Consider the following 23,740-nt stretch of genomic DNA (forward strand, 5'->3'; position numbering starts at 1 on the left):
ATCAGACAATACATGTGAGCGCATTCAGCTCTGGGACGACGCCCCACGTCGCCCCGTGGTTCAGCTCACATGACCTCCCCGCCCCCCACAAGCAGAGGTATTCATGGCCACCGCCGCTGAGCGCAGCCCTGCCGACACCGACGTTCCTGTGATCGACCTCTCCCAGGCGCCCGGCGAGGGCGAAGCCTGGAACAGGCCAAAGTGGATGATCTATCTGTGGTCAGCCACCGAGCTCGTTCTGGTCACCAACCCGTGGCAAATCAGCTCCCGCCTGCGGACGAAGGCACTCCGCGCCTTCGGTGCCAAGATCGGCGACGGTGTCATCATCCGGCCCCGCACGCGCATCAAGTTCCCCTGGAACCTGGAGATTGGCGACCGATCGTGGATTGGCGAGGGCGTATGGATCCACAACCAGGACCAGGTCACCATCGGACACGACGCAGTCGTGTCGCAGGACACCTTTGTTACCACGGGAAGCCATGACCTTCGAAAAAATATGGCGCTGATTACGCGACCAGTCGTTGTGGAAGCAGGATCCTGGCTAACCACTCGATGCGTTGTCCTCGGCGGATCCCTGATTGGCAGGAGTGCGGTAATTACTCCGGGAACTACTGTAGGCCCTAATGCCCGCATACCCGAGAATACTATTTACGGACAAGGTGCACCCCAATATCTCGGACATCGCTTTACAAGTAATGACAGGGGCAATCATGAGTAACTATGATTCCACACCTTTTATGCAAGCTCCAATACCAGTAACAATACTTGTACAAACTAAAAACGAGGCAAACGGCATTCAGGCATGCCTAAGTGCGTGGAAAGGAAAAAGTGAAGAAATAATTGTAGTCGACTCTTTAAGCGAAGACGGCACAAAGCGGCTCGTTACTGAGATGGGCGTTCAAGTAATTAACTTTTCCTGGAACGGAAGGTATCCCAAAAAGAAACAATGGCAGCTTGACAATGTCAACACAAAAAATGAGTGGATCTTATTTATAGATGCGGATGAATATCCAACAGCGGAACTTGTGGAGGAACTTCAACAGTTGTTCTCTGATGAAAGAGTAAATCAATTTGCAGCATTCGACATCAGTCTGAACTACAGGTTTGCAGGCACGGTACTTAAACACGGACATACCGTCGTCAAAAGATGCCTTGTGCAAAAATCTCTAGTAGATTTCCCAGAGATGAACGATCTCGACGCGCCAGGCATGGGCGAACTTGAGGGGCACTATCAACCGAGTGCGCGAGGACGTGTTGGGAAGTTGAGGGGTCGGATTCTACATGACGACCACGACCCAGTAAGGTCGTGGTTTGACAGGCACAATAAGTATTCGGACTGGGAAGCACACCTACACACACATCCGTCCGCACGCAGGCAGACTCGAAAGGCACGTAGTCTTCAAGGGCGGTTTTTTGACCGGTTGCCTTTCAAACCTGTCGTGTTCTTTGTTTATTCTTACGTCATACGCCTAGGCTTCGCAGATGGGCGCGCAGGATTCGATTACGCTCTAGCTCTTAGCTTTTACTACTGGCAAATTCAGCTAAAAGTAAGAGAACTGAAAAACGGATGGATCACTTAGTCCCAAACCTGGTGCCCACAAAAACCGCATCGAAACAAACGAGGTGTGCAAGAGCCAGCCACAGCCAAGCATCTAACGGTTTCGTTTGCTGGGTACAACCATACAAAATGGGCTTTAACGGCCCGCATTTACCAAGTATTGTACATTTCGGTTGCTGAACCGATCAGTAAAATAACAGGAAGAAAGTATATTTTGCAAACGGGCAGATCCCCATATGCCATGTTTTTGGCCGTGCTTCCTAGTTATAGGACAAACTGTATCGAAATTCTCAAATCCCAATTTGGGAATCGACTGTCCATCGAAGTTAGCTCAGCGCACTTGGACCCTACAGTTAAAACGGGCATTCGGCCGTCTTTATTTAGAGCCGTACCCATGGTGCGATTTGGTAAAAAAGCCTTTATGCAAGTTCCGCTTAGCCTAAATCCTCTTTTGGCGGACAACCTGGTAGTCGATTTGAATCCTCGGAGTATCACGTCATGGGCGCTTCTTGTAATGAGGAGACTTTTAGGTCGGCGGACGCTTGTTTGGGGACATTTGCATCCACAGGCCGGCGGCTCCGTTCGCACGGCGATGCTTCGTCGCACGATGCGTCGACTTGCGCGCGGCACAATATCTTATACACATATTGACCGCACTGCGGCACTTGAAGAGATCCCTCACCAACCTGTCTGGGTAGCGCCTAACGCGATTTATATGGCCAAGGATATTAGGCCAGGCGACAATACAGGCGCAGTTCGAAATGCTGTCATTTACGTGGGGCGATTTCAACCGCAGAAAAAGGTGGCATTGCTTGTTCGAGGATTTGCAGAAGCTCGGAAACTAAAGCCCGAAATGCGACTCATTCTTGTGGGTGGCGGAGTTCAGGAACAGAACATCCGCGAGCTTGTAACCGAATTATCAATCTGTGGGGACGTCGAGCTTGCCGGATGGGTTGAAGACGTATCCCAACTTCGGTCACTTTATGATCGAGCATTTGCTTCCGCCTCACCCGGATTTGCAGGTCTCGGATTGACCCAAAGCCTTGGCTTTGGCGTACCCATGGTCATTGCTAAGGACGAACCCCACTCTCCTGAGATCGAGCTGGCGCAAGGCGGACCCGTCACGTGGTTTGAAACAGATAGTCCTTCAGATCTTGCCGCTGCCTTGGTCCGCTTGTGGGACTGCAGGGGAACTTTACCAGATGAAAATGCATCTGACCTTGTGCGCAGTCGATACTCAGCCGAAAGCATGGCAGCTGGTTTGGCCGACGCTTTACAAGGCCTTCAACGAAAGGAAGAATAATGGCAATTCCCGGGCACACAGGCATACCGCGACCATTGATTCATTTAGTTCGTAAAGCACTTGAAAGGATTGCTGTACATGAGAACGTGATTCTGGGGGCCAATTTCCGAGTGGGCCGCGGCGCGATTGTAAGTTCCCCACATGGGCTAAAGATTGGCAATAATGTTTCGATTGGTCCCCGCTCGATTATTCAAGTGGATGGCGAGATTGGAGACTGGACGATTATCGGAATGGGGGTGCAAATAGTTGGACGTTTAGACCACGCCATCAATGAAGTTGGAGTTCCCATTGCGCAATCTACGCGTGCGGCTGAAAGGCCCCAAAACGATCGAGATATTGTGACGATCGGACGAGACGTTTGGATCGGGGGTGCCTCCGTCGTCTTGAGCGGTGTCACGATTGGACAGGGTAGTGTGGTTGGTGCGGGGGCAGTTGTCACTTCTGATGTACCGCCGTATTCCATTGTGGGTGGAAACCCCGCCAGGGTGATAAAACGCCGGTTTGATTCCGAGGAACTGCGCTTAGCGCACGATGAAGGTATCCGTCTAGTTACAAAGTGACCAAAGTCATTTCACGTTTCGCATTCAATGCCCATGCGCATTTAAGGTGTAGTTTGTGGCGCGTGGGGTGGTGAGGAACCTGTTGCACTTAAGAGGGTTCATTGTGAATTCTGGCTGAAAGCGGTGTCGGACGCGGGTCCGCGGGAGACAGGCAAAATGTTGAAAGCGATGAGAAAACGGCTTCGTTCGCATTCGCGGATGCGGGCGCAGTCGTTGGGAAACGGAAAGACGCTCCTTCTGGTAGACCAAGTGGTGTGCAGCGGAAGTAACGCTGTCGCGGTTCTTGTAGCTTCCGTCTTTTTGCAAACAGAGGCCCTAAATGCTTACGTTTTGCTGCAGCTGTTGGCTACTACGGCGATTGGCTTTCAAAGGTCTATCTTGCTGGACCCCTCCTTGGTTGTGACTTCCAAATCTAACGTAGGCATAGCTTATGGACGATGGCTAGCCGCCTTTTTATTGACACCCGGGGTGGCGCTTCTTGCGGGTAGTGCACTAGGACTGTGGACGTTCTATTGGCCCTTCGTCTTTCTTGCGATTTCTTTCCCTCTTATACAAGATTGCTTTCGCTACAAATCATTTGCTTTAGGTCGCTATATTCGTGCTTTGCTTTCAGATGGTCTGTGGTTGTTATGCTTACTTATTGGCGCGTTTGTTGTGCATCCGACCAGTGTCTGGGAGATGATCGCGCTTTGGGGAGGTGGTGCTGCCTTGGCGTTGGTGCCTTTGGTATATCGCTCCCCTAAGCGCAAGGAAAAGGTTCTCAGCCCTGCTCTTGATCTTGGTAAGTATCAGGTGACAGAGTGGGCGGTTGCAAGTTTTACAACCGTAGTTCCCATGCTCCTTGTACAATGGTTGGTTCCGCTGGCAAGTGTATCGGCGTTTCGACTGGCGCAAACGTTTATGGGCCCGCTTAATACTATTACCTCGTACGTGTCAGTCCGTTACCTGCTTCAGTCTTCATTAATTTCTCGATCCTCCGTGGGACAAATGCATCGAGTCGTCGCTCGTACTTCGCGCGGACTAATGTTAGTTGCGTTCACCTACGGCATTGCAGTTGTCATTGCGTTCTATTGTTTGCGAAATTATGTCGATCCTGTCCTAGTGGATCAGTTGGTATATGCAGTTCCGGTCACGGTGCTGGCAGCGGTTATCGCGAGTCCATGTACTCCTTATTTGGGACTCACAAGGGCGCTATCTAGACATAGTTCGACCATCCTGCCCAGGATCCAAGTGCTGGGCACGAATGTGCTGGCGATTATTTTGGGTATAAGTTTATGGTTTGCGACCAATCTTGATCCGTTGGTCGTCACGGCGTTGATAACCGCCGCAGGGTCTTTTGTAGCTTATCGGAGACTGTTCAGGCGGACTATTGCTTTCGTGTCAGAAAATTTGTAACACGCTAGCCCATAGTTGTTCGACAATGGATATCTGCGGAAATGGCACCCCGGAGGGGCTCTACGGGTGGCGCAATTTGACGGCGCACCTGTGGCGGTACGGGCTGGCGCTCGTCCACTGCACGGTGGATCGGCTCATGCGCGGGCTTGGGCTGGCCGGGGTGTCCCGTGACGGGTCTGTTGGAGGCTTTCATTCCACGGAAGGATGAGAGTCATGGGAGCACCGAGGAAGTACCCGGACGAGTTGCGAGAGCGCGCCACCCGGATGGCGGTGGAGGCCCGGCGGGACCCGGCGACGAAGGCCGGGGCGCTGGCGCGGATCGGGCAGCAGCTGGGGATCAATCCGGAGACGCTGCGGAACTGGGCCAGGCAGGCCGCGGTCGACGAGGGATACCGGCCGGGGACCACCACCGATGACGCCCAGCAGCTGGCCGAGCTGGAGAAAGAAGTGCGGGAGCTTCGCAGGGCCAACGCCATTCTGCGGTCGGCTTCGGCTTTCTTCGCGGCGGAGCTCGTTCTACCCACACAACAGGTAGTGGCCTACATCGACGCCCACAAGGGCGAGTACGGGGTCGAGCCGATCTGCAAGGTTCTGCAGGTCGCCCCGAGCACCTACTACGCCGCCAAGACCCGGCCGCCGTCAGCTCGGTCGGTTAGCGACGCGGCCACGACGAAGGTGATCGCCCGCGTGCATGCGGAGAACTACGGGGTGTACGGGGTCACCAAGGTCCACGCCGAGCTGCGCCGGGCAGGTCACCAGGTCGCTCGGTGCACGGTGCACCGGCTGATGCGCGCGGCCGGGCTGCGCGGGGTCATCCGTGCCAAGGGCCCGCGGACCACGGTGGCCGGCACCGGCCCGGACACCCGCCCGGATCTGGTGGAGCGGTCCTTCACCGCCACCGCCCCGGACCGGCTGTGGGTCGCCGACATCACCTACTGCCGAACCTTCGCCGGATGGGTCTACGCCGCGTTCGTCATCGACGTGTTCTCCCGCCGGGTGGTGGGATGGCAGCTGTCGACCTCCCTGCGCACCGATCTGGCGCTGGATGCCCTCGAGATGGGGCTGTGGACCCGGGAGCGGGAGGACCACGACACCACTGGGGTCGTGCATCACTCCGACAGTAAGACTGTGAGGGCCAGGTGTTCCCGGGCGTCCTGACCCTCACAGCGATCGACCCCATGGGGCTACCGTGGTGCCGGAGGTGCTCTCGCAGCGTCCTGACCCTCACGCTGACCGACCCCTGATCGGTGTCATTCCATTGACGTGTCGGTCGCTCGGGAACACCTCCGGCGAGACCCTGAGGTCTCGCCGGCGCCGTGTGACTCAAGAAGGGCCTGACGGGGATCCGTCTCATTACTGTCGTGCCCAGGTGGCTGGTTCGACCCGGGGACACCATCCCCACGCTCAGAACCAGGAGCCACCGCCATGACGACATCACCATCGCTGCCGCACCATCGACCGGTCGTCATCGGCGGAGTCGACACCCACAAGGACCTGCATCTGGCCGCCGTCGTCGACACCGACGGCCACGTGCTGGCCACTGCGGCTTTCTCCACCACCCGTGCCGGATACCGGGCGCTGCTGCGCTGGATGCACACCCACGGCGACGTCGCCCGCGTCGGGGTGGAGTGCACCGGGTCCTACGGGGCCGGGCTGCTGCGCCACCTCGAGGCCGCCGGTGTGGAAGTCCTCGAGGTCATGGCCGGTGACCGGGCCGACCGGCGCCGACGCGGCAAGAACGACACCATCGACGCCGAGAACGCCGCTCGTGCGGCACTGCGCGGAATCCGCACCGTCACCCCGAAGACCCGCGATGGGATGACCGAGTCCCTACGGGTGCTGCGCGTGGCCCGCACCTCGGCCGTGCGTTCCCGGCGTGTAGCCCTGCAACTGATCCAGACGCAGATCGTCGCCGCTCCGGAAGAGCTCCGCGACCAGTTGCGCAACCTCACCCCCATGCAGCTGATCCGCACGATCGCCGCCTGGCGCCCGGATGCCACCGGCTATCGTGACCCCACCTGCGCGAACCGGATCGCGCTGAAGTCCATGGCCCGCCGCTTCCTGGAACTGCACGACGAGATCGCCGATCTGGACCAGATCATCCACAACATCGTCGACGAACTCGCCCCCACCCTGCTCGAGCGCCCCGGGGTCGGTTACGAATCGGCGGCCCAGCTGCTGATCACCGCCGGGGACAATCCTGACCGATTGACCTCGGAGGCTTCCTTCGCGATGCTCTGCGGAGCCGCGCCGCTGCCGGCCTCCTCCGGAAAGACCACCCGACACCGTCTTAACCGCGGAGGAGACCGGGCCGCGAACTCCGCCCTGCACATGATCGCCATCAGCCGCTGGCGCATGGACCCGGTCACCCAGCACTACGTCGAACGGAAGAAGGCCGAAGGCCATTCCAACATCGAGATCCTGCCGTGCCTCAAGCGCTACATCGCCCGAGAGGTCTACTACCTCATCCGCAACCAATACCGAGCCGCCGACCAGGTCCAATTCGCCGCTTAACGAACAGAAGGGCGTCAAGGGCGTTCAGTATGTCGCGGTGCGCTACACCCAGCGCCTGGGAGAGGCCGGGGCGGTGGCTTCGGTGGGATCCACCGGGGACTCCTACGACAACTCCCTCGCCGAGGCGTTCAACTCGCTGTTCAAGGCCGAGCTGATCCGCAACAAGGGCCCCTGGAAGAACTTTGACGACCTGGAGATCGCGGTGGCCGAGTACATCGACTGGTTCAACCACCGGCGCCTGCACGGCGAGATCGGCCTCGTGCCACCGATCGAGTTCGAGGACGCCTACTATCGTCACCACACCGCCCCGGTGACCGACGAAGCGGCACTACCAAGACTCCACTGAACCCGTCACAGGACGATCTTGATCAGCTGCTTCAGCAGCCCGCCGGGGCAAGTCAACACCGCCCCGCTGGCGCGTGCGGCGCCGACCAGTTCCTGGACGATGTCTTGGTCGGCCGCGCTCCGCTGCGCGTTCTCTTCCGGGTCATCACCGGGTGTCGGTGGGCTCACGTCCACCAGTGTCTCGATCTTCTCGCTCATGTCGACCCTCCAGCCCCTCCCGGGGTGATTGGGCCTCTTACATCCGTTACTGCGATAGTCCCGATGGCTAAAGTTGACTAGCGATCAAGCTGTTTAATGACGGCTGCGGCAATCAATTGGTAGCCGACATCGTCGGGGTGCACCCCGTCATCGATGATGTGCTCAGTCTGGTTTTTAAGCGGGTGTCCGATTTCGAGATACTCCCCGTCGACTGCTTCCACTTCGGACTGCATCATTTTTCCGAACTCACGCTTCGACTCCGGATAGCTGCCATCCCAGTGGAATGGCGATGTGGCAATGATGCGGGCGTCGGGGAGTTTATCCCGCAACGCCTGGAAGGTCTTGCGGATGCCGGGTTGCTGGTCAATGCCTAGTGTGTTGCCCGCTGAGGACACCACAACGATGTTCGGTCGAGACAGGACAAGATCCGTCAATCGATCGTGGTATGGGCGTCCGCCTTTTTGCTCGCCTGCGGTGGCGAAGTTGGTCCCGCCATACCCATAATTCAGCTCGGCCCAGCCTTGGTCCGCCGCCACGAGCGTCGTCCATCGTTTGGCCTTGATCGAAGAGCCGATTCCGACGTTGTAGGAATCACCTAGAAATGCTGCAGTTGTTGGCTTCTCGATTGGTTGCGGCGGGACTGGCGTATAGCTCTTGGCCGCTTCTGCGGCCTGAGTGGTGGCCTGATGATTCTGAGCCCATGCGGCGCCAAGTCCAGCGATGAGTAGGATCACCGCCGCGACGATCACCGCGTTGAAGCGGTTCCTTGCTTTCACGGTGAGAAATGGGCGTTGCCCAGTAGCTGGGGGGGTGCGTTGCATGCGTGAGATCTTACCGGGCAATTGTTCACATAACCGCCTACATGACACGACCACGAGCCACGCCATGGGCTGGCTCTTTAAATTGGAGGCCGCCCTGTCAGTTTGGAAGATCGCCCGGTACCTCGGCATCCGGGGGCCTCTATCGTTCTCGTCAAGCGGTCAGGGCGACCGGTGACGGGGTCTGAGGCTCGGCGGGGTCTTGGTAGAAAGTACCGTCCCGCAGCATCGCAAACAGGTCGTCGGTCCGTCGTCGAGCCAGGCCAATGATCCCTTGACTGCGGCGTTTGCCCTGGGCACGTTTCCGGTCGTAGTAGGTACGCGAGGGCGGGTGGTGCAGCGAGGCGAATACCGAAGGAATAGCGCCCGCTTCAGACGTTCGTTGCCGCCCTTGACGGCGTGTTAGCCGCGTTTCGAGGTTCCGAAACTGGGGGTGCCCGGGCGATCGCGGCTTAGAAGGGCCGGTGCCCGGCGTCGGCGAAGTCCTTGCCCAGGTTCTTGGTGAGGATCCTCGCGGCGGTCCTGACCCCTACTCCGGGCATCGAGGTCAAGACCGGGCAAAGAGGGTGGGCTTCCACGGGGGCCTCGACCGGGGTAGCTACCGTGGCGTGTTGATTGATCAGGGCGGCCAGCTGCCCGGCCGGGATCGGTACGACGGTGGCGGCAGCCTCGGTGCCGGCCACCACCACGGTCTGTTGCCCCAGCGCGGTGAAGATCTCCTCGGTCAAAAGATCAACCAGTCGCGGCCAGCTAGGCCGGAGTCGGATACCGGGTGAGAAGGTCGGCCACCGCCGGGTGGGTCACCCTCGGCCCCAGCACCCGCTCCAGGGCGGGATGGATCTGCGTGAGCATGCCCCGCGGGCGGACCGCGGGAGACCAGCAGTGGGGCAGGGATCTGCGCCTGTCACCAGTCGAGTACAACTCCTACAACTCCCGCGCCTCCTCAGGGCTCGGCTCGGCCAGCACTGTGGCGCAGTCCACCCAGGTAGCCGGGTACATCCGCCCGGTGTCGAACTTCGTCCTCGTCTCCCAGCACTACGGGTTCAACCCCATCGCCTGCAAGCCGCACCCTAGCTTCGAGAATCACCAGCCGCTGGGCCACACGGACATCGACTACGCCGCGGCTGTGGGCACGGACATCTGCTCCGTGGACCCTGGCACCGGGCTGTGAGTGGGGCACGCCGCGAACCTCCCTGGGGCGACTCCGTGGCCGGGTGCGCGTCACGGGGGTATCTGGCGCGGGACTTCGCCGGCAACGTCCTGGTGAGAAACCACGGCCCGTTCCTCGGCGTCTACGAGCACCTGTCCGCGTTTCCCGTGAAGAAGGGCAAACTCGTCGTCCAAGAGCAGCGCGTAGCGTTTACCGGATTTTGACAGTAGATACTATCTTTGTCGGGAGTATGGGTAAGATGACCCATTAATTAGTTAACTCACTGGGAATTTAGTTTTTGGGAACTGCTATGATTATTGATCAAAGTGTCAATCGGTCGAGTTTCCGACGTTTTAGGCGTTCGAGGCCAATACCTATTGCGTCCGTCTGTGTCTGAGGTTAGCGCTGCATGTACGATCAAAAACGTTAGGGGGATCCAAAAGTAGCGATTGTAAAAACTAGGTGCGCTCATCGCAAAGGTGATTGATACTAGCGCGCCGGAAATGGCTGCGTTTGACGCATGTTGCTTGCTCCGATGGGCCCATGCGACTAGCCCGCCCCCCAGGGCGGCGAGTCCTATACCGACTACAAACAGGCTGCCACCCTGGTACGCGGCGGCCAATAAAAAATTATGAACACCAAGTTCCCCAATCACACTAGCCGACCCCGGATCGAGACCTTCTCCTGTAAGTGGGTTTTCGAGAAATCCTTGAAAACCTAACTTGTACGTTTCCTGTCGAGAAGCTGCGGTATTGAGCGATCGGTCGCTCGCGCTTATTCCGGTTGCCTGAAGCAGTCGCTCCACTGGCGACAATGCGATTTTTGTTCCTTCTTGCAGAATGGTACTAACATATAGTCCACCAATTAGTAAAACGGAAGGAAAAACGAGGTGTACTAGTTTAAATCCTCGCAATAGCAATACTGCCGCAATGCCCATCATTGCCGACAGCATGCCTGCAACGCTCCCCGATAACACAAGTCCAATTACTCCACCGAAAAGAGCGAAGTAGTTGAGGAGCGTGCGTATTGACACATTCCACTTCTCAATGCTGCCAATAGACAGTACGACCGCAAGTGCTGTAATACCCCCCGCGTCACTGACGTGCCCTGTAAATCCAGAATATCGTCCAGCGCTAGTTACAATTGCGCCCGGGATCGCGTCGGCTCCAAGCGTGTATTGAACCAATGTTCCGTACCCCGTTATGCCAGCGCCAATTGCGAATGCAAGTATGGCATTTGAAAGACGCCTTTGAGTGTTAAGTAAAATAATGGCTTGCCAGGGGAGTATTGTCATTACATAGATTACTCTGATTAGGACAAACAGGCTATCCACTGGCGCCTCGGAAACGCTTGAGGCAAAAAGACCTCCAAATGCGACCAGGATCGTCGCATAAAAGCGAAGACGATGACCTGGTGGATTGCATCGTCTGGCAGGAAAGGTCAGTACAAGGAGAAAGGCGCTAAGCGCCAATAAGGCATCCCCAACATTTATGCCTCCGCCAATCCGAAGGGTGAGAATAGGCGCGAGCGTTAGGCCGAGGAGAAAGGTGATGTAGGCAAGTCCGCGCACCGGATCCCATTGTGCGACGTGGGTTACTTGTCTTGCCTGAAGCGGTGGTGCCAACCGAGTCCTTCCCCTTCTTAAAGGCTGCAACTTGATGTGGAACTCCTAATTTTTAAGAACTATTCTAGGCGGCGGTTGATTATGCGGTCGGATTTGAGGCTCGCTCCATGTAGCATCGCAATTCATGATGCGTTGTGGAAATGGCAAGTTATGTCTGTTAAATCACCGCTTGAGTGCGGAATCCAAACGTGTAGAGAGCTTATGGAGTCGCGGTCGGAGTGATTAGTATGCACCCTCTTTGGCTATGACTGCCTTGAAGGTCCGCCCGAGGATAAGCAAATCCTGCACCGGCGACCAATTCTCAACGTAGTAAAGGTCCAGCCGTACCGACTGTTCCCAGTCGAGGTTCGACCTGCCCGAGACCTGCCAGAGGCCCGTGATGCCGGGCTTCACGCGCAGCCGGCGGTGGACGTAGTCCTCGTACTGCTCCACCTCGGCAGGGAGTGGGGGGCGGGGGCCGACCAGGGACATCTCCCCCCTGAGGACGTTGAAGAATTGGGGGAGCTCGTCCAGGCTGTAACGGCGCATCCACTTGCCGGGGGCGGTGACGCGGGGGTCGTCCTTCATCTTGAACAGCAGGCCGGCGCCCTCGTTCTGCTCCTTGAGGCGCTGGAGTACTTGCTCGGCGTCGGTGCGCATGCTGCGGAACTTCAGCATCTTGAAGCGGCTGCCGTCCTGGCCGATGCGCTCCTGCGCGAAGAAGGCGGGGCCCTTGTCGTGGCTCTTGACGATCAGCGTGAGGGTGAGCAGGACGGGGGAGAGGACTAGGAGGGCGGCCCCGGAGCCGAGGATGTCCATGAGACGCTTGGTCATGGCGCGGCTGCGACTCAGCTTGGGGGTTGCCACGTGGATGAGGGGGAGACCGGCCACCTGCTGCATGTGGATGCGGGGGCCCGCGATGTCGGTGAGGCCGGTGTCCATGACCAGGCGGATGTGGGCGTCGGCGAGCTGCCAGCTGAGGTGGCGGATCTCCGTGGTGCCCAGGGGGACGTTGGAGGACAGGACGACGGTCTCGATGTCGCGCTCGTGGCAGGCGTCGACGATGCTCTCCACGGTGGGGCGCGCCCCCGGCGCGAGCGCGTTGGGCGGGAGGCTCATGCGCTGCAGCTCAGCGGGGACCGGCTTGCGGGTCTCGGGGACGTAGATGGCGGCCGCGTAGAGCCCCGAGGTCGGGTGCTGGCGCAGAGACTTGATGAGGTCGCACGTGCCGGCCAACCGGCCCACCACCATGGTCCTGGACAGCGCCTCACCCTTGTACCGGGCCTTGACCAGCCGATCCCGGACGATGAAGCGTCCGAGGATCAGGAATCCCAGGCCGAGGGGGAGGGCCAGCAGGACGTAGCTGCGGGCCGTGGGGAGGTCGAAGCCGAACGAGATGATCGCGATTGCGCCGAACAGGATGAGGCTCGAGTGCACCACCTGCCGGGTCTCCTCGAGACCGTGGCCGATGAGGCGGACGTCGCGGGCGCCGCGGGCGCCCAGATGCATCCACCAGGTCAGGGCCAGGGCGATGCCCACGATCCAGTAGGGGACCGAGAGGGGACCGAGGTCGAGGCCGGCGTTTTCCAGCTGGAAGCGGAGCAGGTGGGCGCCGATGAGGGTGACGAGCAGGGCCAGGCCGTCGGCCCAGCGCATGCGGGTGAGGTAGGAGGAGCGCCAGCCGGAGCGGGAGGCGGCGTCGCGAGCGGTGGTGCGGGTGCTGTTGAGCTGCGGACGCCGGTGGTCGTCCGCTCGGCTGATCTCGTTGACCTTGAGCATGGTGGTGCTCCCTCCCCGAAAAAGCACGCGGCCACCTGGGGTATCTCCTCCCAGCCCGTGGGGGAGACGGTGGACCGCGCGCTGCATTGCACTTGTCGCCAGTTTAGTGGCGCAAATCGATGAAACCGGCTCTATGACGAAAGGTGTTTGCACTTGCACCTGCCCGTGCCGGGAACTCGCGGGACGGCGTCATGCCTTGTGGTGACGGGGGTCACGTCGTCGGGCGGGGAAGTCGCCCCGACGGTGACGGTGCCATTTTCTGTCCCCCACTCGGGGGACCAAGGCATTGTGGAGCCAGCCGCTCAGGCGGCGCGAGCCTCCGGTGCGGTGTGTTCGGCGGTGCGGAGGTGTTCGGCCTTGAGGCGGCGGAGGTTCAGCGCCAGGCAGCTGGGGGCGTAGGCCGGGCGGATCACCACAGGGGTGCCCTCGTGGCCGTGGGTAGTAAGGATCTCGCCCAGGGCGGCCTCGTGGCGCTCGAGGACCACGTGGCCGAAGTAGTGGTCGTTGAAGAGGTCGGCCAGTTCCAGGGCGTAGGCCCAGGTGGGGGTGCCGACCTCCATGGACGCCTTCGGGCAGTCCCAATCGCTGGGGGTGCCGGCGGTGCGCAGCTGGGTGCGCAGCACGCGGTCGAGGGCCTCGGGGGTGAAGGCCAGGGTCAGCTCGGCGACGTCCTCGTCGATGTCGAGCTCCAGGAGGGTGAGACCCGCGGGGGAGCAGGACTCGAGGTAGTGCTGGATGTCAGTGGCAAGGGGGGAGGTGCGCATCGGATTCTCTCTTGTCCGTCGAGGGGTACGGATCTTCGGGTCCTCCGAGCGTATCGGGGCAACGGCCCTAGTGGGGGCCGTTTCTTGTCCCCACATGGTCCCCATCGGACCGGACAAAAGTCTATTGTCAGCCCCTTGTTCCTATGCGGAGAGTGGTTCGGTGTAGACCATTGTCCAGGCAGTATTTCCGGGGTGTGTCGGGGGCCACACAGCGGCTCTCCCGCTCAGGCTTCCTGTCGATGGACCAGCGGGTAACTGTAACTTTTCGATGGTTGTTCATCGACGCACCATTGATTCGCCCCCTGCGCGGGCGCACCCTGAATTCGGCGGACGATTCAGCAGGGATCTGTGAGGCTGGGTGGACTGATACCCGCACCCGGCTGTGCTCGCGAGTGGCAGGTCGCCCGCTCCGGCCTGTCGAGGCCGGCTCATCCGTTGTGGGGGGAATCATGTTCAAGAGAGCGTCAACGAGCGCAGTGGAGCCGTCGGGGGCCTGGGCCGGTCCGGGATGGCGGAGACGCGTTTCCAGCATCGGCCTCTCCGCCCTGCTGGCCGGCGGCGCCTCCGTGCCCGTGTCGTCGGCAGTGGCGGCACCGGAGACAAGCCGTGCGTCCGTGGTCAGTACCCAGCAGGCCGTGGCCTTCGTCGCTCGGCACGGGTTGACCGCCCGGCAGTACCAGGACGCCTTCAACCAGTACGTCGATCAGGGCTACCGACTGGTCCACGTGAGTGGATACGGGGAAGGCGATCGGACCCGTTATGCGGCCATCTGGGAGAAGCGACAGGGCCCGGCGTGGGTGGCACGGCATGGGATGACCGCCCGGCAGTATCAGGACGCCTTCAACCAGTACGTCGATCAGGGCTACCGACTGGTCCACGTGGACGGTTACGGGCAGGGTGATCGGACCCGTTATGCGGCGATCTGGGAGAAGCGATCGGGTCCGGCGTGGGTGGCCCGGCACGGGTTGACCGCCCGGCAGTACCAGGACGCCTTCAACGAGTACGTCGATCAGGGCTACCGACTGGTCCACGTGAGCGGATACGGAGAGGGTGATCGGACCCGTTATGCGGCGATCTGGGAGAAGCGATCGGGTCCGGCGTGGGTGGCCCGGCACGGGTTGACCGCCCGGCAGTACCAGGACGCCTTCAACGAGTACGTCGATCAGGGCTACCGACTGGTCCACGTGGAAGGCTACGGAGAGGGTGATCGGACCCGCTACGCGGCCATCTGGGAGAAGTAGTCTGCGCGCAGACGACGCCGGGGCCGGGCGGCAGCACCTGTCGTGACCGGTCCCCGGCGCCGTCCGGCCCATGCTTCGGCGGCCGAGCCGCGAGCAGCAAGGATCTCGTCCCGTGCGGCCTCGCGGCGCCCAAGGGCCCAGTATGCGGAGCAGTGCTCGTTGGGAAAGTGGCCGAGTGCGGACCATTGTCCGGTCCGGATCTTCGGAGGACGTCCGCGGTCGCGCAGGGGTACTGCTCACCCCAAGGAAAGACGTGAATTCATACGTGTACTGACTTCTTTCCGGGCGCGGATACGCTGGAACGGTGAATCCTCCTGAGCGGGCGCGGGGCCGGCGGTTGCCGTCCGGTGCAGTGCTCCTCGCCGATCTGGTGCAGGACATCGGTGGGACGATCGCCGCGGGTGACGTCCTTGGAGATCCGCTGGTGCGCCGGGTGGTGGAGGACTACCGCGAGGCAGGCCCGGGCGACCTCTTCGTGGCGCGGCAGGGTGGTCGCGGGCACGGCGTCCAGCACGCCGCGGCGGCGATCGAAGCCGGTGCGGTCGCGGTACTCACCGACCGCCGGGGGGTGCAGATCCTGGGGCGGTCGCCGGAGGTGCCGGTGGTCGTCGTCGACGATCCGCGCACCGTGCTGGGGCCGGTGGCGGCCCGGCTGCAGGGCCACCCGGCCGCGGACCTGACGATGCTGGGGATCACGGGCACCAACGGCAAGACCACCACCGCCTATCTCCTCGAGGCGGCCCTGGCCCGCCTGGGCCGGCGTCCCGGGCTACTGAGCTCCCCGGAGACCGTGGTGGGCGACCGTCGCCGGCCCAGCACGGTCACCACCCCCGCCGCCCCGGTGCTGCACGAGCTGCTGGCGCAGATGCGGGACGCGGGCAACGACGCCTGCGTCATGGAGGTCAGCAGCCACGCCCTGGACCAGCACCGGGTGGACGGCATCCACTACAGCGTGGTCGCCTTCACCAACCTCACCCACGAGCACCTCGACTGCCACGGGGACATGGCGTCCTACTTCGCCGCCAAGGCGCGTCTCTTCACCCCCGGGTTCGCGTCCCGGGCGGTGGTGGTGGTCGACGACGACGCCGGCCGCCGTCTCCGCGACCTGGCCGGCCGCCGCGGGGTGCCCGTGGTGAGCCTGGCCAACGATCCCGGGGTGAAAGCGCACTGGCACATCGCGGGGGAGCGGGGCGAGGACGCGTTCCTCCTCCAGGGCCCGGCCGGCACTCTGGCGCTGCGGTCGCCGCTGCCCGGCGAGCACAACCGGACCGACACCGCGGTGGCCGCGCTGATGCTGCTCGAGCTCGGGGTGTCGCCCTCCGATGTGACTGCAGCCCTTGACGGGCCGGTGAGCGTTCCCGGCCGCATGGAGCACGTAAATCTCGGGCCGGGGTGGTCGACCGTCGTCGTCGATTTCGCCCACACCCCGGACGCGCTCGCGTCCTCCGCGGCCGCGCTGCGGGCGCGCACGCGGGGCCGGCTCGTGGTCACCGCGAGCTCCGGCGGGGACCGCGACCCCACGAAGCGGGAGCCCGCCGGAGTCGCGGCCGTGGAGTCCGGCGCCGACGTGGTCCTGGTGACGGACGACAACCCCCGTACGGAGGACCCGGCCGCCATCCGCGCCGCGGTGCTGCGGGGCGTCCGTCGAGCCGTGGCGGCGCGGCGGTCCGCCGGTCTGTCCGTGCCCGAGGTCTACGAGCTGCCGACCCGGCGGGAGGCCATCCGGTTCGCCCTCGAGACGGCCGGACCAGATGGCACGGTGGTGCTCAACGGCAGGGGGCACGAGGAGTGGATGGAGATCGGCCCGCGGGGGAGCCGGGTGCCGTTCGTCGACCGCGACGAGGTTCTCGCGGCAGCGGGCGACATCTCCCTCGCCCGGGACGAGGTCGCCGCCCGATCCTGACGCCTGCCGGTACGGCCCTGCCCTGGTCGCACCGCCGCCCGCGCTCGCGGCGCTGGCTAGAGTGCGGGGATGGGAATGGCAATCGTGGGCGTCCTGGTGATCGTCCTGATGGTGGCGGTCACCGGCCTGTCGAAAAAGCTCGGTGTCGCCGCGCCGCTGCTCCTGGTGGTGGTGGGACTGACGCTGTCCTACGCCCCTGGGGTGCCGGACATCGAGGTGCCCCACGAGTGGATCCTCACCGGAGTGCTTCCCCCGCTGCTGTACGCGGCCGCGATCAAGGTCCCGGTCATCGACTTCCGCCGCAACCTCGGAGCCATCACCAGTCTGTCCGTGGTCCTGGTGCTGGTGTCCGCCCTGATCACCGGGCTGGTGCTCTACGCCCTGCTCCCGGACCTGAACCTGGCCGCGGCCATCGCCCTGGGGGCCGTGGTCAGCCCGCCGGACGCCGTGGCGGCCACCTCGATCGGCAAGCGGCTGGGCCTGCCGCCGCGGCTGGTGACCGTGCTCGAGGGCGAGGGGCTGGTCAACGACGCCACCGCCCTCGTGCTGCTGCGCAGCGCCCTGGCCGTGGCGGCAGGGACGATGTCCGGCGTGTGGAGCGGGGTTGCCGACTTCGGCTACGCCGTGGTGGTCGCCGTCGCCGTCGGTCTGCTCGTGGGTGTGGTCACCGTCGCCGTGCGCGCCAGGATCGACGACCCCGTGCTGGACACGGCCCTGTCCTTCGTCGTGCCGTTCCTGGCCTTCATCCCCGCGGAGGAGCTCGGGGCCTCCGGGGTGCTGGCCGTGGTGGTGGCCGGACTGTGCACCGGTCACCGCGGCGCGGCCGTGCTGGGTGCCCAGGCCAGGATCGGCGACGACGTGAACTGGCGCACCGTGCAGTTCCTGCTCGAGAGCGCGGTGTTCCTGCTCATGGGCCTGGAGCTGCACGACCTGGTGGATGACATCGACCAGGACCTGCTGAGCATTCCTCACACGGCGCTGATCGGCCTGCTGGTCACGGCGGTGCTCATCGTGATCCGCGTCGCCTGGGTCTTTCCGCTGGTGTTCCTCCTACGCCGGCGCGCCGGCCGCGCCGAGCGCCGGATCATGCGCCTGTGGCTGCGCCTGGAGCAGGTGCGCGAGCGCCCCGCCGACCCCCGGCAGCAGCGCCGGAGTCGTCTGCTCCGCCGCCTCTACGCCCAGCGGCGGGCCGACCTGGAGCAGGAACGCCGCGAAGGACTGGGCTGGCGGGGTGCCGTGGTCCTGGGCTGGTCCGGCATGCGCGGGGTGGTGACCCTGGCGGCGGCACAGTCCTTGCCGAGCACGGTGCCCTACCGGGAGCAGCTCGTGCTCATCGCCTTCACCGTGGCGGTCACCACCCTGCTGCTGCAGGGCGGCACCCTGCCCGCGCTCATCCGCGTGCTGGGCATCCGCGGCGTCGACACCACCGCCGACCTGTGGGACTCCGCGGCCCTGTTCGACGAGATCGCCGACGCCGGACTGCGGGTGCTCGACGCACCGGACACTGTCCTGGGCGCCGGCGTCGACCCCGACGTCGTCGAGCGCGTCCGCCAGGACACGTTCCTGCGCGGCGAGTCCCTCTGGGAGCAGGCCCGCGCCGGTGAGGGAGAGGACGCACCCACGCCCCACCACCAGTACCGGCAGCTGCGCCTGGCCGTGGTCCGCGCGGAGCGCAAGGCGATGCTCACCGCGCGCCGGCACGGACGGTACCCCTCGCGGATCCTGGCCGACGCCCAGCGCGTCCTGGACCTCGAGGAGACGCGGCTGCGCCCCCGTACCACGGAGCACTAGAGAGGTCTAGTGCGCGCCCTCCTTGGCCACCACGGCCTTGACGGTGCGCAGCAGGATCACGAAGTCCTGGACCGGGGACCAGTTCTCCACGTAGTAGAGGTCCAGGCGCACGGCCTGCTCCCAGTCCAGGTCGTCGCGTCCCGAGACCTGCCACAGGCCGGTGATGCCGGGCTTGACCCGCAGCCGGCGGTGGACGTGCTCCTCGTACTGGGCGACCTCCGAGGGCAGTGGCGGGCGCGGGCCCACCAGGGACATCTCGCCCCTGAGGACGTTGAGGAACTGCGGGAGCTCGTCGAGGCTGTACTTGCGCATCCATCGCCCCGGGGCGGTGACCCGCGGGTCGTTCGCCATGAAGAACAGCACCCCGCCCTTGGCGTCGTTGGCGGCCATGAGCTCGGCCTTGCGCTCCTCGGCGTCGGTGTACATGGAGCGGAACTTCAGCATCCTGAAGCTCGTCCCGTCGAGGCCGGTGCGCTCCTGGGCGAAGAGCACGGGCCCGCCGTCGTGCGCCTTGACGATCAGGGCGAGCACGGCCATCACGGGGGACAGTGCCACCAGCGCGGTGAGCGCCCCGACGATGTCGACCGAGCGCTTGAGCATCCGCCGCGAGCGGCTCAGCCGCGGGGTGGAGACGTGGATCAGGGGCAGACCGGCCATCTGCTGGGTGTGGATGCGGGGGCCGGCGATGTCGGTGAGCCCGGTGTCGAGGACCAGGCGGATGCGCTCGTCGGCCAGGTACCAGGACAGGTGCCGGACCTCCTCCGAGCTCAGCGGCGCGGATGCGGCCATCACCAGGGTCTCGATGCGGTGGGTCCGGCACGCGGCCACGATCCCCTCCACACTGGGCGCCTCCCCGGCCGGCAGCATGTTCTGGGGCACCGGCACCCGGGCCAGGTGGTGCGGCAGGGGCCGGGACGACGACGGCGCGTAGACCGCCACCGGGTCGAAGCCCGCGGCCGGGTTCTGCTGCAGGGACCTGAGCATCTCCACGACCCCCGGCACGCGCCCGACCACCAGGGTCCGGGACATCGCCTCGCCGGCCAGCCGGCGGCGGGTCAGCCCCCGCCGCACCACGCCGCGGCCCGCGAGCAGCAGGAGCGTGCCCAGCGGCAGGGCGATCACCACGTAGCTGCGGGCCATCGGCACGTTCAGCACGTAGGACAGGATCGCCATCGCGCCGAAGAGCACCAGCGTGGCGGAGACCACCTGCCGGTTCTCCTCCACGGCGTAGCCGATCAGGCGCACGTCGCGGGCGCCCCGCAGTTCCAGCCAGCCCCACCAGGCGGCGCCGAGCACAGCGCCCACCAGCCAGTACGGCACGGTGAGCCGGCCGAGCTCCAGGGCCTCCTGGACGAGGCCGAAGCGCAGCAGCTGCGTCAGCACGAGCGTGGCCGCCAGGGCCAGCGCGTCCACGCGACGCAGACTCCTGATGTGGGTCTCCCGCCAGGCGGCAGGTCGCACGGACATGTTCTTCTTGAGCACGTTGGTCACTCCCCCCGAGTGTGCGGGGGCCGGAACACTCCTCCTACGCCCCCCGGCGTGGTTCCGGCCCCCATCGATGACTTTACAAGTGCACATCGATGCAAACAGGTGCTTAACAGGGGACAGTTCCCGGGGCTTGATGCTCCAATCTCTTTGCTAGCGTAAATGCACGTGCATGGTCGCGGGCCGCCAGGGCTGGTGGTCGCGAGACGTGTGCTGCAGGGGTGCCGGTCCGCCGGCGAGATCCGGGGGGGATCCCGCCGCACCACGGACGGCGCTCCCTGCTCAAAGGCCGGCCCGGTCCCCGGGCCCGGCGGGGGAGCGAGGCGCCGCAGCGGCGCAGCACAGGGGGAGTTCGCATGTTGAAGCACCAGTCCCGTGACCGGAGCACGGACCCGATCGAGATCCCGGTCAGTGGTGTCCGGGTGACGCCGATGGACGCCGAGGAGCTGCATCGGTGGATCTCGGCCACGTGGCAGGAGCGGCGCAAGGCCGCGGTCCTCGCCCACAATCTGCACAGTCTCTACACGTGGGAGGTCAACCCGACGTTCCGCGCCTTCTACGAGAAGGCCGACGTGGTGCTGACGGACGGCTTCCCCGTCCTGAAGCTGGCCAAGTGGCGGTCCGGGCGCGACCTCAGCGCCAAGCGGCACCGTCTCGGAACCCTGGACTGGCTGCCCGGTCTGATGGGGCGCACCCCGGTGCGGCGCGTCGCCGTCGTCGGCGCGACCTCCGCCGGCAACGCCCGCACGGTGGACCTGCTCCGGCGGGACGCGTCCGCCGGACGGATCGAGGGCTGGCCGGGGGAGGGCTGGAACCCCGTGCTCGAGGACCACATCGTCCGGTCCCTCCAGGAGTTCCGGCCGGACTTCGTGATCGTGGGCCTGGGCATGCCGCTGCAGGAGGAGTTCCTGAGCCGGCGCTGGGAGGAGCTGCCCACGGCGATCTACGCGGCCGTCGGCGGCGGGATCGACGAGTACGCCGGCATCCAGAAGCCGCCGCCGCGCTGGCTCGGGCCGATCGGCCTGGAGTGGGCGTACCGGCTCGTGACGCAGCCGAAGCGGCTGGGCCACCGGTACGTCGTCGAGCCGTGGATCCTGGCCTACCTCCTGGCGACCAAGGCGGTCCGGCGGGGTGCGGTCACCTGAGCTGAATCGTCGCGAGGGCCCCTTCCATCCGTTGGGGCCCGTCGGGTGTCGTGGCCCGTGCTAGCCTTGTGCGGTTGCCAAGGCGAGGGGATCCTTGTGGATCCCGTGATCGACGACGGCTGGTTGAACGTTCCCGTCCCCACTTGTGCGGTGGCGCCCCGCGAGGCGCGTCGCCCGGAGTCCAGACAATGGGGGAGGGTCTGCGGCCGGTATCGCCTGGCCATTCAGACGACAGACCCGACTTCGAGGAGTTCCCATGGCTGACACCATCCGCATCCCGGCCACCACGCGCAGCGACTTCGGCAAGGGCTACGCCCGCCGCATCCGCAACAACGACCAGATCCCCGCGGTCGTCTACGGCCACGGCGCCGAGCCGCAGCACGTGATCATTCCCGGCCACGAGACCATGCTCGCCGTGCGCCACTCCAACGCCGTGCTCGAGCTCCAGCTCGACGGCGGCACCGAGCTGGTCATGGTCAAGGACATCCAGCGCCACGCCACCCGCCCGGAGATCCTGCACGTCGACCTGCTGGCCGTGCGCCGCGGCGAGAAGGTCGAGGTCGAGATCCCTGTCCACGTCATCGGCGAGGTCGAGCCCAACGCCGTGCACAACGTCGAGGAGAACACCCTCACGGTCGAGGCCGACGCCCTGAACGTGCCCGAGGCCGTCACCATCAACCTCGACGGCCACGGCGTGGGCGACCACGTCTACGCCGCCGACGTGCGCCTGCCCGAGGGCGTGACCATGGTCTCCGACCCGGAGCTGCTGGTCATCAACGTCTCCGCCCCCCAGGCCGAGGACCTCGGCGAGGAGTCAGCCGGCGGCGAGGACGAGGCCCCGGAGGGCGACGTCGTCCCCGAGAACGAGGCCTGAGTCCCACCGCTCAATCGAGCCTCCGTGGTGCGGGGCGGCTTGCGAGCCGCCCCGCACTTCGCATGACCGCACTCTTCACCTTCTCGATGGAGGCACCGATGTCCGACGCATGGCTGGTCGTGGGGCTGGGCAACCCCGGTCCTGAGTACGCCCGGACCCGGCACAACGTGGGACAGATGGTCCTCGACGAGCTCGCCTCCCGGCTCGGCGGAGCCTTCAAGGTACACAAGGCCCGCGCCCAGGTCCTGGAGTCCCGGCTGCGCCCGGGCGGACCGCGGGTGGTGCTGGCCAAGCCCCTGACCTACATGAACCTCTCCGGCGGTCCCGTGGCCGGGCTCGCGAAGTTCTACGGCATTCCGGCCGAGCGGGTCATCGCCGTGCACGACGAGATCGACATCCCCTTCGCCGCGCTCAAGCTCAAGATCGGCGGGGGAGAGGGCGGGCACAACGGCCTGCGGGACATGTCCAAGGCCCTGTCCACCAAGGACTACTACCGGGTGCGGGTGGGTGTGGGCCGGCCCCCGGGCCGGATGGACGCCGCCTCCTACGTGCTGAAGCCCTTCTCCTCCACCGAGGGCAAGGAGCTGCCCTTCCTGCTCGACGACGCCGCCGACGCGGTCGAGCACCTCGTGGAGAACGGGCTGCTCGAGGCGCAGCAGAGGTTCCACGGCCGGTGACACGCCGGGGACTGCCTCCGGAGGCTCAGACCCCAGCCGTCCTGCCGGCCCGCGGCTCGCGGACCGGGCGTGCCCCGGAAGCGGACGGGGCCGGGACGGTCGGCACCCCCGCTCGCCGGCGGCCGGTGACCGGCGGCGTGCTCCGCTGCCCCGCCCGGTTCCGGGTGTCCACGGGGTGGGCCGTCGCCGGCCGGGACGCGCTGTAGACGACGCGCGAGTGGAAGAGGTACCGGAGCAGGAACGCGCCCGCCAGGGTGAGTGCCTGGGACACGAGGCTGTCCAGCCCCGCGAACTCCACGAGCGCCCACAGCACGGGCAGCCGTAGCGCGGCGTCCACGTTGTTGAAGGTGAAGGACTGCAGGAACCGCCGGAGCATCGGGTGGGCCTCGCCGCGGTCCGCGTGGAAGACCATGCGCTCCTGCATGAGGAAGTTGCTGAGGATGGTGGTCTCCGCCGCGATGACGGCCGCCGCGACGTAGTGCATGCCCAGCCCCATGAGCGCGGCCATGATGAGCAGGTTCAGCACGGCGCCGATCCCGCCGACCAGCCCGAACCGGGCGATCCGGCCGAAGCGCAGTGCGGCGAGCTGGCGCAGGAAGCGGGTGCCTTCGGTGAACGAGGCCTTGGACTGCCCGGC

General features: G+C 64.1%; 22 protein-coding genes, 2 pseudogenes and 1 other annotated feature. Of the genes and pseudogenes, 16 read left to right on the forward strand and 8 right to left on the reverse strand.

Features of this window, described 5'->3' with window-relative positions:
- The first annotated feature begins 103 nt into the window (after positions 1-103).
- From QYM41_RS05145 to QYM41_RS05185, 9 genes are all read left to right on the forward strand, one after another.
- Complete coding sequence (locus QYM41_RS05145; protein ID WP_368798674.1) at positions 104-718, forward strand: LbetaH domain-containing protein; 615 nt, start codon at positions 104-106, stop codon at positions 716-718.
- Positions 660-1,580, forward strand: coding sequence for a glycosyltransferase family 2 protein (locus tag QYM41_RS05150; RefSeq protein WP_368798675.1), 921 nt, complete (start codon positions 660-662; stop codon positions 1,578-1,580). The genes QYM41_RS05145 and QYM41_RS05150 overlap by 59 nt, the downstream gene beginning before the upstream one ends.
- A 45-nt stretch (positions 1,581-1,625) precedes the next feature.
- Positions 1,626-2,861 carry a glycosyltransferase family 4 protein gene (locus QYM41_RS05155; protein WP_368798676.1) on the forward strand — a complete coding sequence of 412 codons (1,236 nt, stop codon included), beginning with the start codon at positions 1,626-1,628 and terminating at the stop codon, positions 2,859-2,861.
- Positions 2,861-3,421, forward strand: a complete 561-nt coding sequence (locus QYM41_RS05160; RefSeq protein ID WP_368798677.1) for a DapH/DapD/GlmU-related protein — start codon at positions 2,861-2,863, stop codon at positions 3,419-3,421. The genes QYM41_RS05155 and QYM41_RS05160 overlap by 1 nt, the downstream gene beginning before the upstream one ends.
- Positions 3,422-3,577: 156 nt before the next feature.
- Entirely contained in the window at positions 3,578-4,816 is a 1,239-nt protein-coding gene (locus QYM41_RS05165; RefSeq protein ID WP_368798678.1) for an MATE family efflux transporter, read from the forward strand.
- A 25-nt stretch (positions 4,817-4,841) separates the two neighbouring features.
- Positions 4,842-5,024 carry a helix-turn-helix domain-containing protein gene (locus tag QYM41_RS05170; RefSeq protein WP_368798679.1) on the forward strand — a complete coding sequence of 61 codons (183 nt, stop codon included), beginning with the start codon at positions 4,842-4,844 and terminating at the stop codon, positions 5,022-5,024.
- Positions 5,025-5,029: 5 nt separating this feature from the next.
- On the forward strand, positions 5,030-5,974 hold the full coding sequence (locus QYM41_RS05175) for an IS3 family transposase (protein WP_368798680.1): 945 nt from the start codon (positions 5,030-5,032) through the stop codon (positions 5,972-5,974).
- Positions 5,308-5,422, forward strand: a sequence feature (AL1L pseudoknot). It overlaps the preceding gene by 115 nt.
- 267 nt (positions 5,975-6,241) lie before the next feature.
- Positions 6,242-7,330: an IS110 family RNA-guided transposase gene (locus tag QYM41_RS05180; RefSeq protein ID WP_368798681.1), complete on the forward strand. Its 1,089-nt coding sequence runs from the start codon at positions 6,242-6,244 to the stop codon at positions 7,328-7,330.
- 37 nt (positions 7,331-7,367) lie between these two features.
- Positions 7,368-7,676: an integrase core domain-containing protein gene (locus QYM41_RS05185; protein ID WP_368798682.1), complete on the forward strand. Its 309-nt coding sequence runs from the start codon at positions 7,368-7,370 to the stop codon at positions 7,674-7,676.
- Between the two features lie 8 nt (positions 7,677-7,684).
- Here QYM41_RS05185 and QYM41_RS05190 read toward each other — a convergent pair.
- The 3 genes and pseudogenes from QYM41_RS05190 to QYM41_RS05200 form a co-directional block, all read right to left on the reverse strand.
- A pseudogene (locus tag QYM41_RS05190) lies at positions 7,685-7,873 on the reverse strand (IS256 family transposase); the annotation flags it as partial.
- Positions 7,874-7,950: 77 nt separating this feature from the next.
- On the reverse strand, positions 7,951-8,694 hold the full coding sequence (locus tag QYM41_RS05195; protein ID WP_368798684.1) for an SGNH/GDSL hydrolase family protein: 744 nt from the start codon (positions 8,692-8,694) through the stop codon (positions 7,951-7,953).
- Between the two features lie 151 nt (positions 8,695-8,845).
- Positions 8,846-9,555, reverse strand: a pseudogene (locus QYM41_RS05200) (transposase); the annotation flags it as partial.
- Between QYM41_RS05200 and QYM41_RS05205 the strand changes: the two are divergent.
- Entirely contained in the window at positions 9,536-9,862 is a 327-nt protein-coding gene (locus QYM41_RS05205) for a hypothetical protein (RefSeq protein ID WP_368798704.1), read from the forward strand. The pseudogene QYM41_RS05200 and the gene QYM41_RS05205 sit on opposite strands and share 20 nt — an antisense overlap.
- Before the next feature lie 259 nt (positions 9,863-10,121).
- Here the strand turns inward: QYM41_RS05205 and QYM41_RS05210 are convergent, their stop codons facing one another.
- From QYM41_RS05210 to QYM41_RS05220, 3 genes are all read right to left on the reverse strand, one after another.
- On the reverse strand, positions 10,122-11,411 hold the full coding sequence (locus tag QYM41_RS05210; protein ID WP_368798685.1) for an O-antigen ligase family protein: 1,290 nt from the start codon (positions 11,409-11,411) through the stop codon (positions 10,122-10,124).
- Between the two features lie 276 nt (positions 11,412-11,687).
- Entirely contained in the window at positions 11,688-13,223 is a 1,536-nt protein-coding gene (locus QYM41_RS05215) for a sugar transferase (RefSeq protein WP_368798686.1), read from the reverse strand.
- Between the two features lie 302 nt (positions 13,224-13,525).
- Positions 13,526-13,987, reverse strand: coding sequence for a hypothetical protein (locus QYM41_RS05220; protein ID WP_368798687.1), 462 nt, complete (start codon positions 13,985-13,987; stop codon positions 13,526-13,528).
- 635 nt (positions 13,988-14,622) lie between these two features.
- Between QYM41_RS05220 and QYM41_RS05225 the strand changes: the two genes are divergently transcribed.
- The 3 genes from QYM41_RS05225 to QYM41_RS05235 all read left to right on the forward strand — a co-directional run bounded on the left by QYM41_RS05225 (position 14,623) and on the right by QYM41_RS05235 (position 18,922).
- Entirely contained in the window at positions 14,623-15,228 is a 606-nt protein-coding gene (locus QYM41_RS05225; RefSeq protein ID WP_368798688.1) for a hypothetical protein, read from the forward strand.
- A gap of 304 nt (positions 15,229-15,532) precedes the next feature.
- Positions 15,533-17,131 carry a Mur ligase family protein gene (locus tag QYM41_RS05230; protein WP_368798689.1) on the forward strand — a complete coding sequence of 533 codons (1,599 nt, stop codon included), beginning with the start codon at positions 15,533-15,535 and terminating at the stop codon, positions 17,129-17,131.
- A 69-nt stretch (positions 17,132-17,200) separates the two neighbouring features.
- Positions 17,201-18,922, forward strand: coding sequence for a cation:proton antiporter (locus QYM41_RS05235; protein WP_368798690.1), 1,722 nt, complete (start codon positions 17,201-17,203; stop codon positions 18,920-18,922).
- A 6-nt stretch (positions 18,923-18,928) separates the two neighbouring features.
- Here the strand turns inward: QYM41_RS05235 and QYM41_RS05240 are convergent, their stop codons facing one another.
- A complete protein-coding gene (locus QYM41_RS05240; RefSeq protein ID WP_368798691.1) occupies positions 18,929-20,413 on the reverse strand; it encodes a sugar transferase in 1,485 nt (494 codons plus the stop codon).
- A 350-nt stretch (positions 20,414-20,763) separates the two neighbouring features.
- Between QYM41_RS05240 and QYM41_RS05245 the strand changes: the two genes are divergently transcribed.
- From QYM41_RS05245 to pth, 3 genes are all read left to right on the forward strand, one after another.
- Positions 20,764-21,552 (forward strand): WecB/TagA/CpsF family glycosyltransferase, encoded by a 789-nt coding sequence (locus QYM41_RS05245; RefSeq protein WP_368798692.1) that lies wholly within the window; start codon positions 20,764-20,766, stop codon positions 21,550-21,552.
- Positions 21,553-21,808: 256 nt separating this feature from the next.
- Positions 21,809-22,426, forward strand: a complete 618-nt coding sequence (locus QYM41_RS05250) for a 50S ribosomal protein L25/general stress protein Ctc (RefSeq protein ID WP_368798693.1) — start codon at positions 21,809-21,811, stop codon at positions 22,424-22,426.
- A gap of 98 nt (positions 22,427-22,524) precedes the next feature.
- Complete coding sequence (gene pth / locus QYM41_RS05255; protein WP_368798703.1) at positions 22,525-23,103, forward strand: aminoacyl-tRNA hydrolase; 579 nt, start codon at positions 22,525-22,527, stop codon at positions 23,101-23,103.
- Between the two features lie 25 nt (positions 23,104-23,128).
- On the opposite strand, the gene QYM41_RS05260 is transcribed toward pth, so the two are convergent.
- On the reverse strand, positions 23,129-23,740 hold a 612-nt coding region (locus QYM41_RS05260; RefSeq protein ID WP_368798694.1), incomplete at its 5' end, for a GtrA family protein.

Origin of the sequence: Kocuria oxytropis (assembly GCF_040981195.1) — a bacterium.
Classification (GTDB): domain Bacteria; phylum Actinomycetota; class Actinomycetes; order Actinomycetales; family Micrococcaceae; genus Kocuria; species Kocuria oxytropis.

Bases quoted from the DNA above. Each gene is read 5' to 3' on its own strand.
- QYM41_RS05145 (WP_368798674.1), top strand. From the start codon at position 104: ATGGCCACCGCCGCTGAGCGCAGCCCTGCCGACACCGACGTTCCTGTG.
- QYM41_RS05160 (WP_368798677.1), top strand. From the start codon at position 2,861: ATGGCAATTCCCGGGCACACAGGCATACCGCGACCATTGATTCATTTA.
- QYM41_RS05165 (WP_368798678.1), top strand. From the start codon at position 3,578: ATGTTGAAAGCGATGAGAAAACGGCTTCGTTCGCATTCGCGGATGCGG.
- QYM41_RS05170 (WP_368798679.1), top strand. From the start codon at position 4,842: ATGGATATCTGCGGAAATGGCACCCCGGAGGGGCTCTACGGGTGGCGC.
- QYM41_RS05175 (WP_368798680.1), top strand. From the start codon at position 5,030: ATGGGAGCACCGAGGAAGTACCCGGACGAGTTGCGAGAGCGCGCCACC.
- QYM41_RS05180 (WP_368798681.1), top strand. From the start codon at position 6,242: ATGACGACATCACCATCGCTGCCGCACCATCGACCGGTCGTCATCGGC.
- QYM41_RS05195 (WP_368798684.1), bottom strand. From the start codon at position 8,694: ATGCAACGCACCCCCCCAGCTACTGGGCAACGCCCATTTCTCACCGTG.
- QYM41_RS05215 (WP_368798686.1), bottom strand. From the start codon at position 13,223: ATGCTCAAGGTCAACGAGATCAGCCGAGCGGACGACCACCGGCGTCCG.
- QYM41_RS05220 (WP_368798687.1), bottom strand. From the start codon at position 13,987: ATGCGCACCTCCCCCCTTGCCACTGACATCCAGCACTACCTCGAGTCC.
- QYM41_RS05235 (WP_368798690.1), top strand. From the start codon at position 17,201: ATGGGAATGGCAATCGTGGGCGTCCTGGTGATCGTCCTGATGGTGGCG.
- QYM41_RS05245 (WP_368798692.1), top strand. From the start codon at position 20,764: ATGTTGAAGCACCAGTCCCGTGACCGGAGCACGGACCCGATCGAGATC.
- QYM41_RS05250 (WP_368798693.1), top strand. From the start codon at position 21,809: ATGGCTGACACCATCCGCATCCCGGCCACCACGCGCAGCGACTTCGGC.
- pth (WP_368798703.1), top strand. From the start codon at position 22,525: ATGTCCGACGCATGGCTGGTCGTGGGGCTGGGCAACCCCGGTCCTGAG.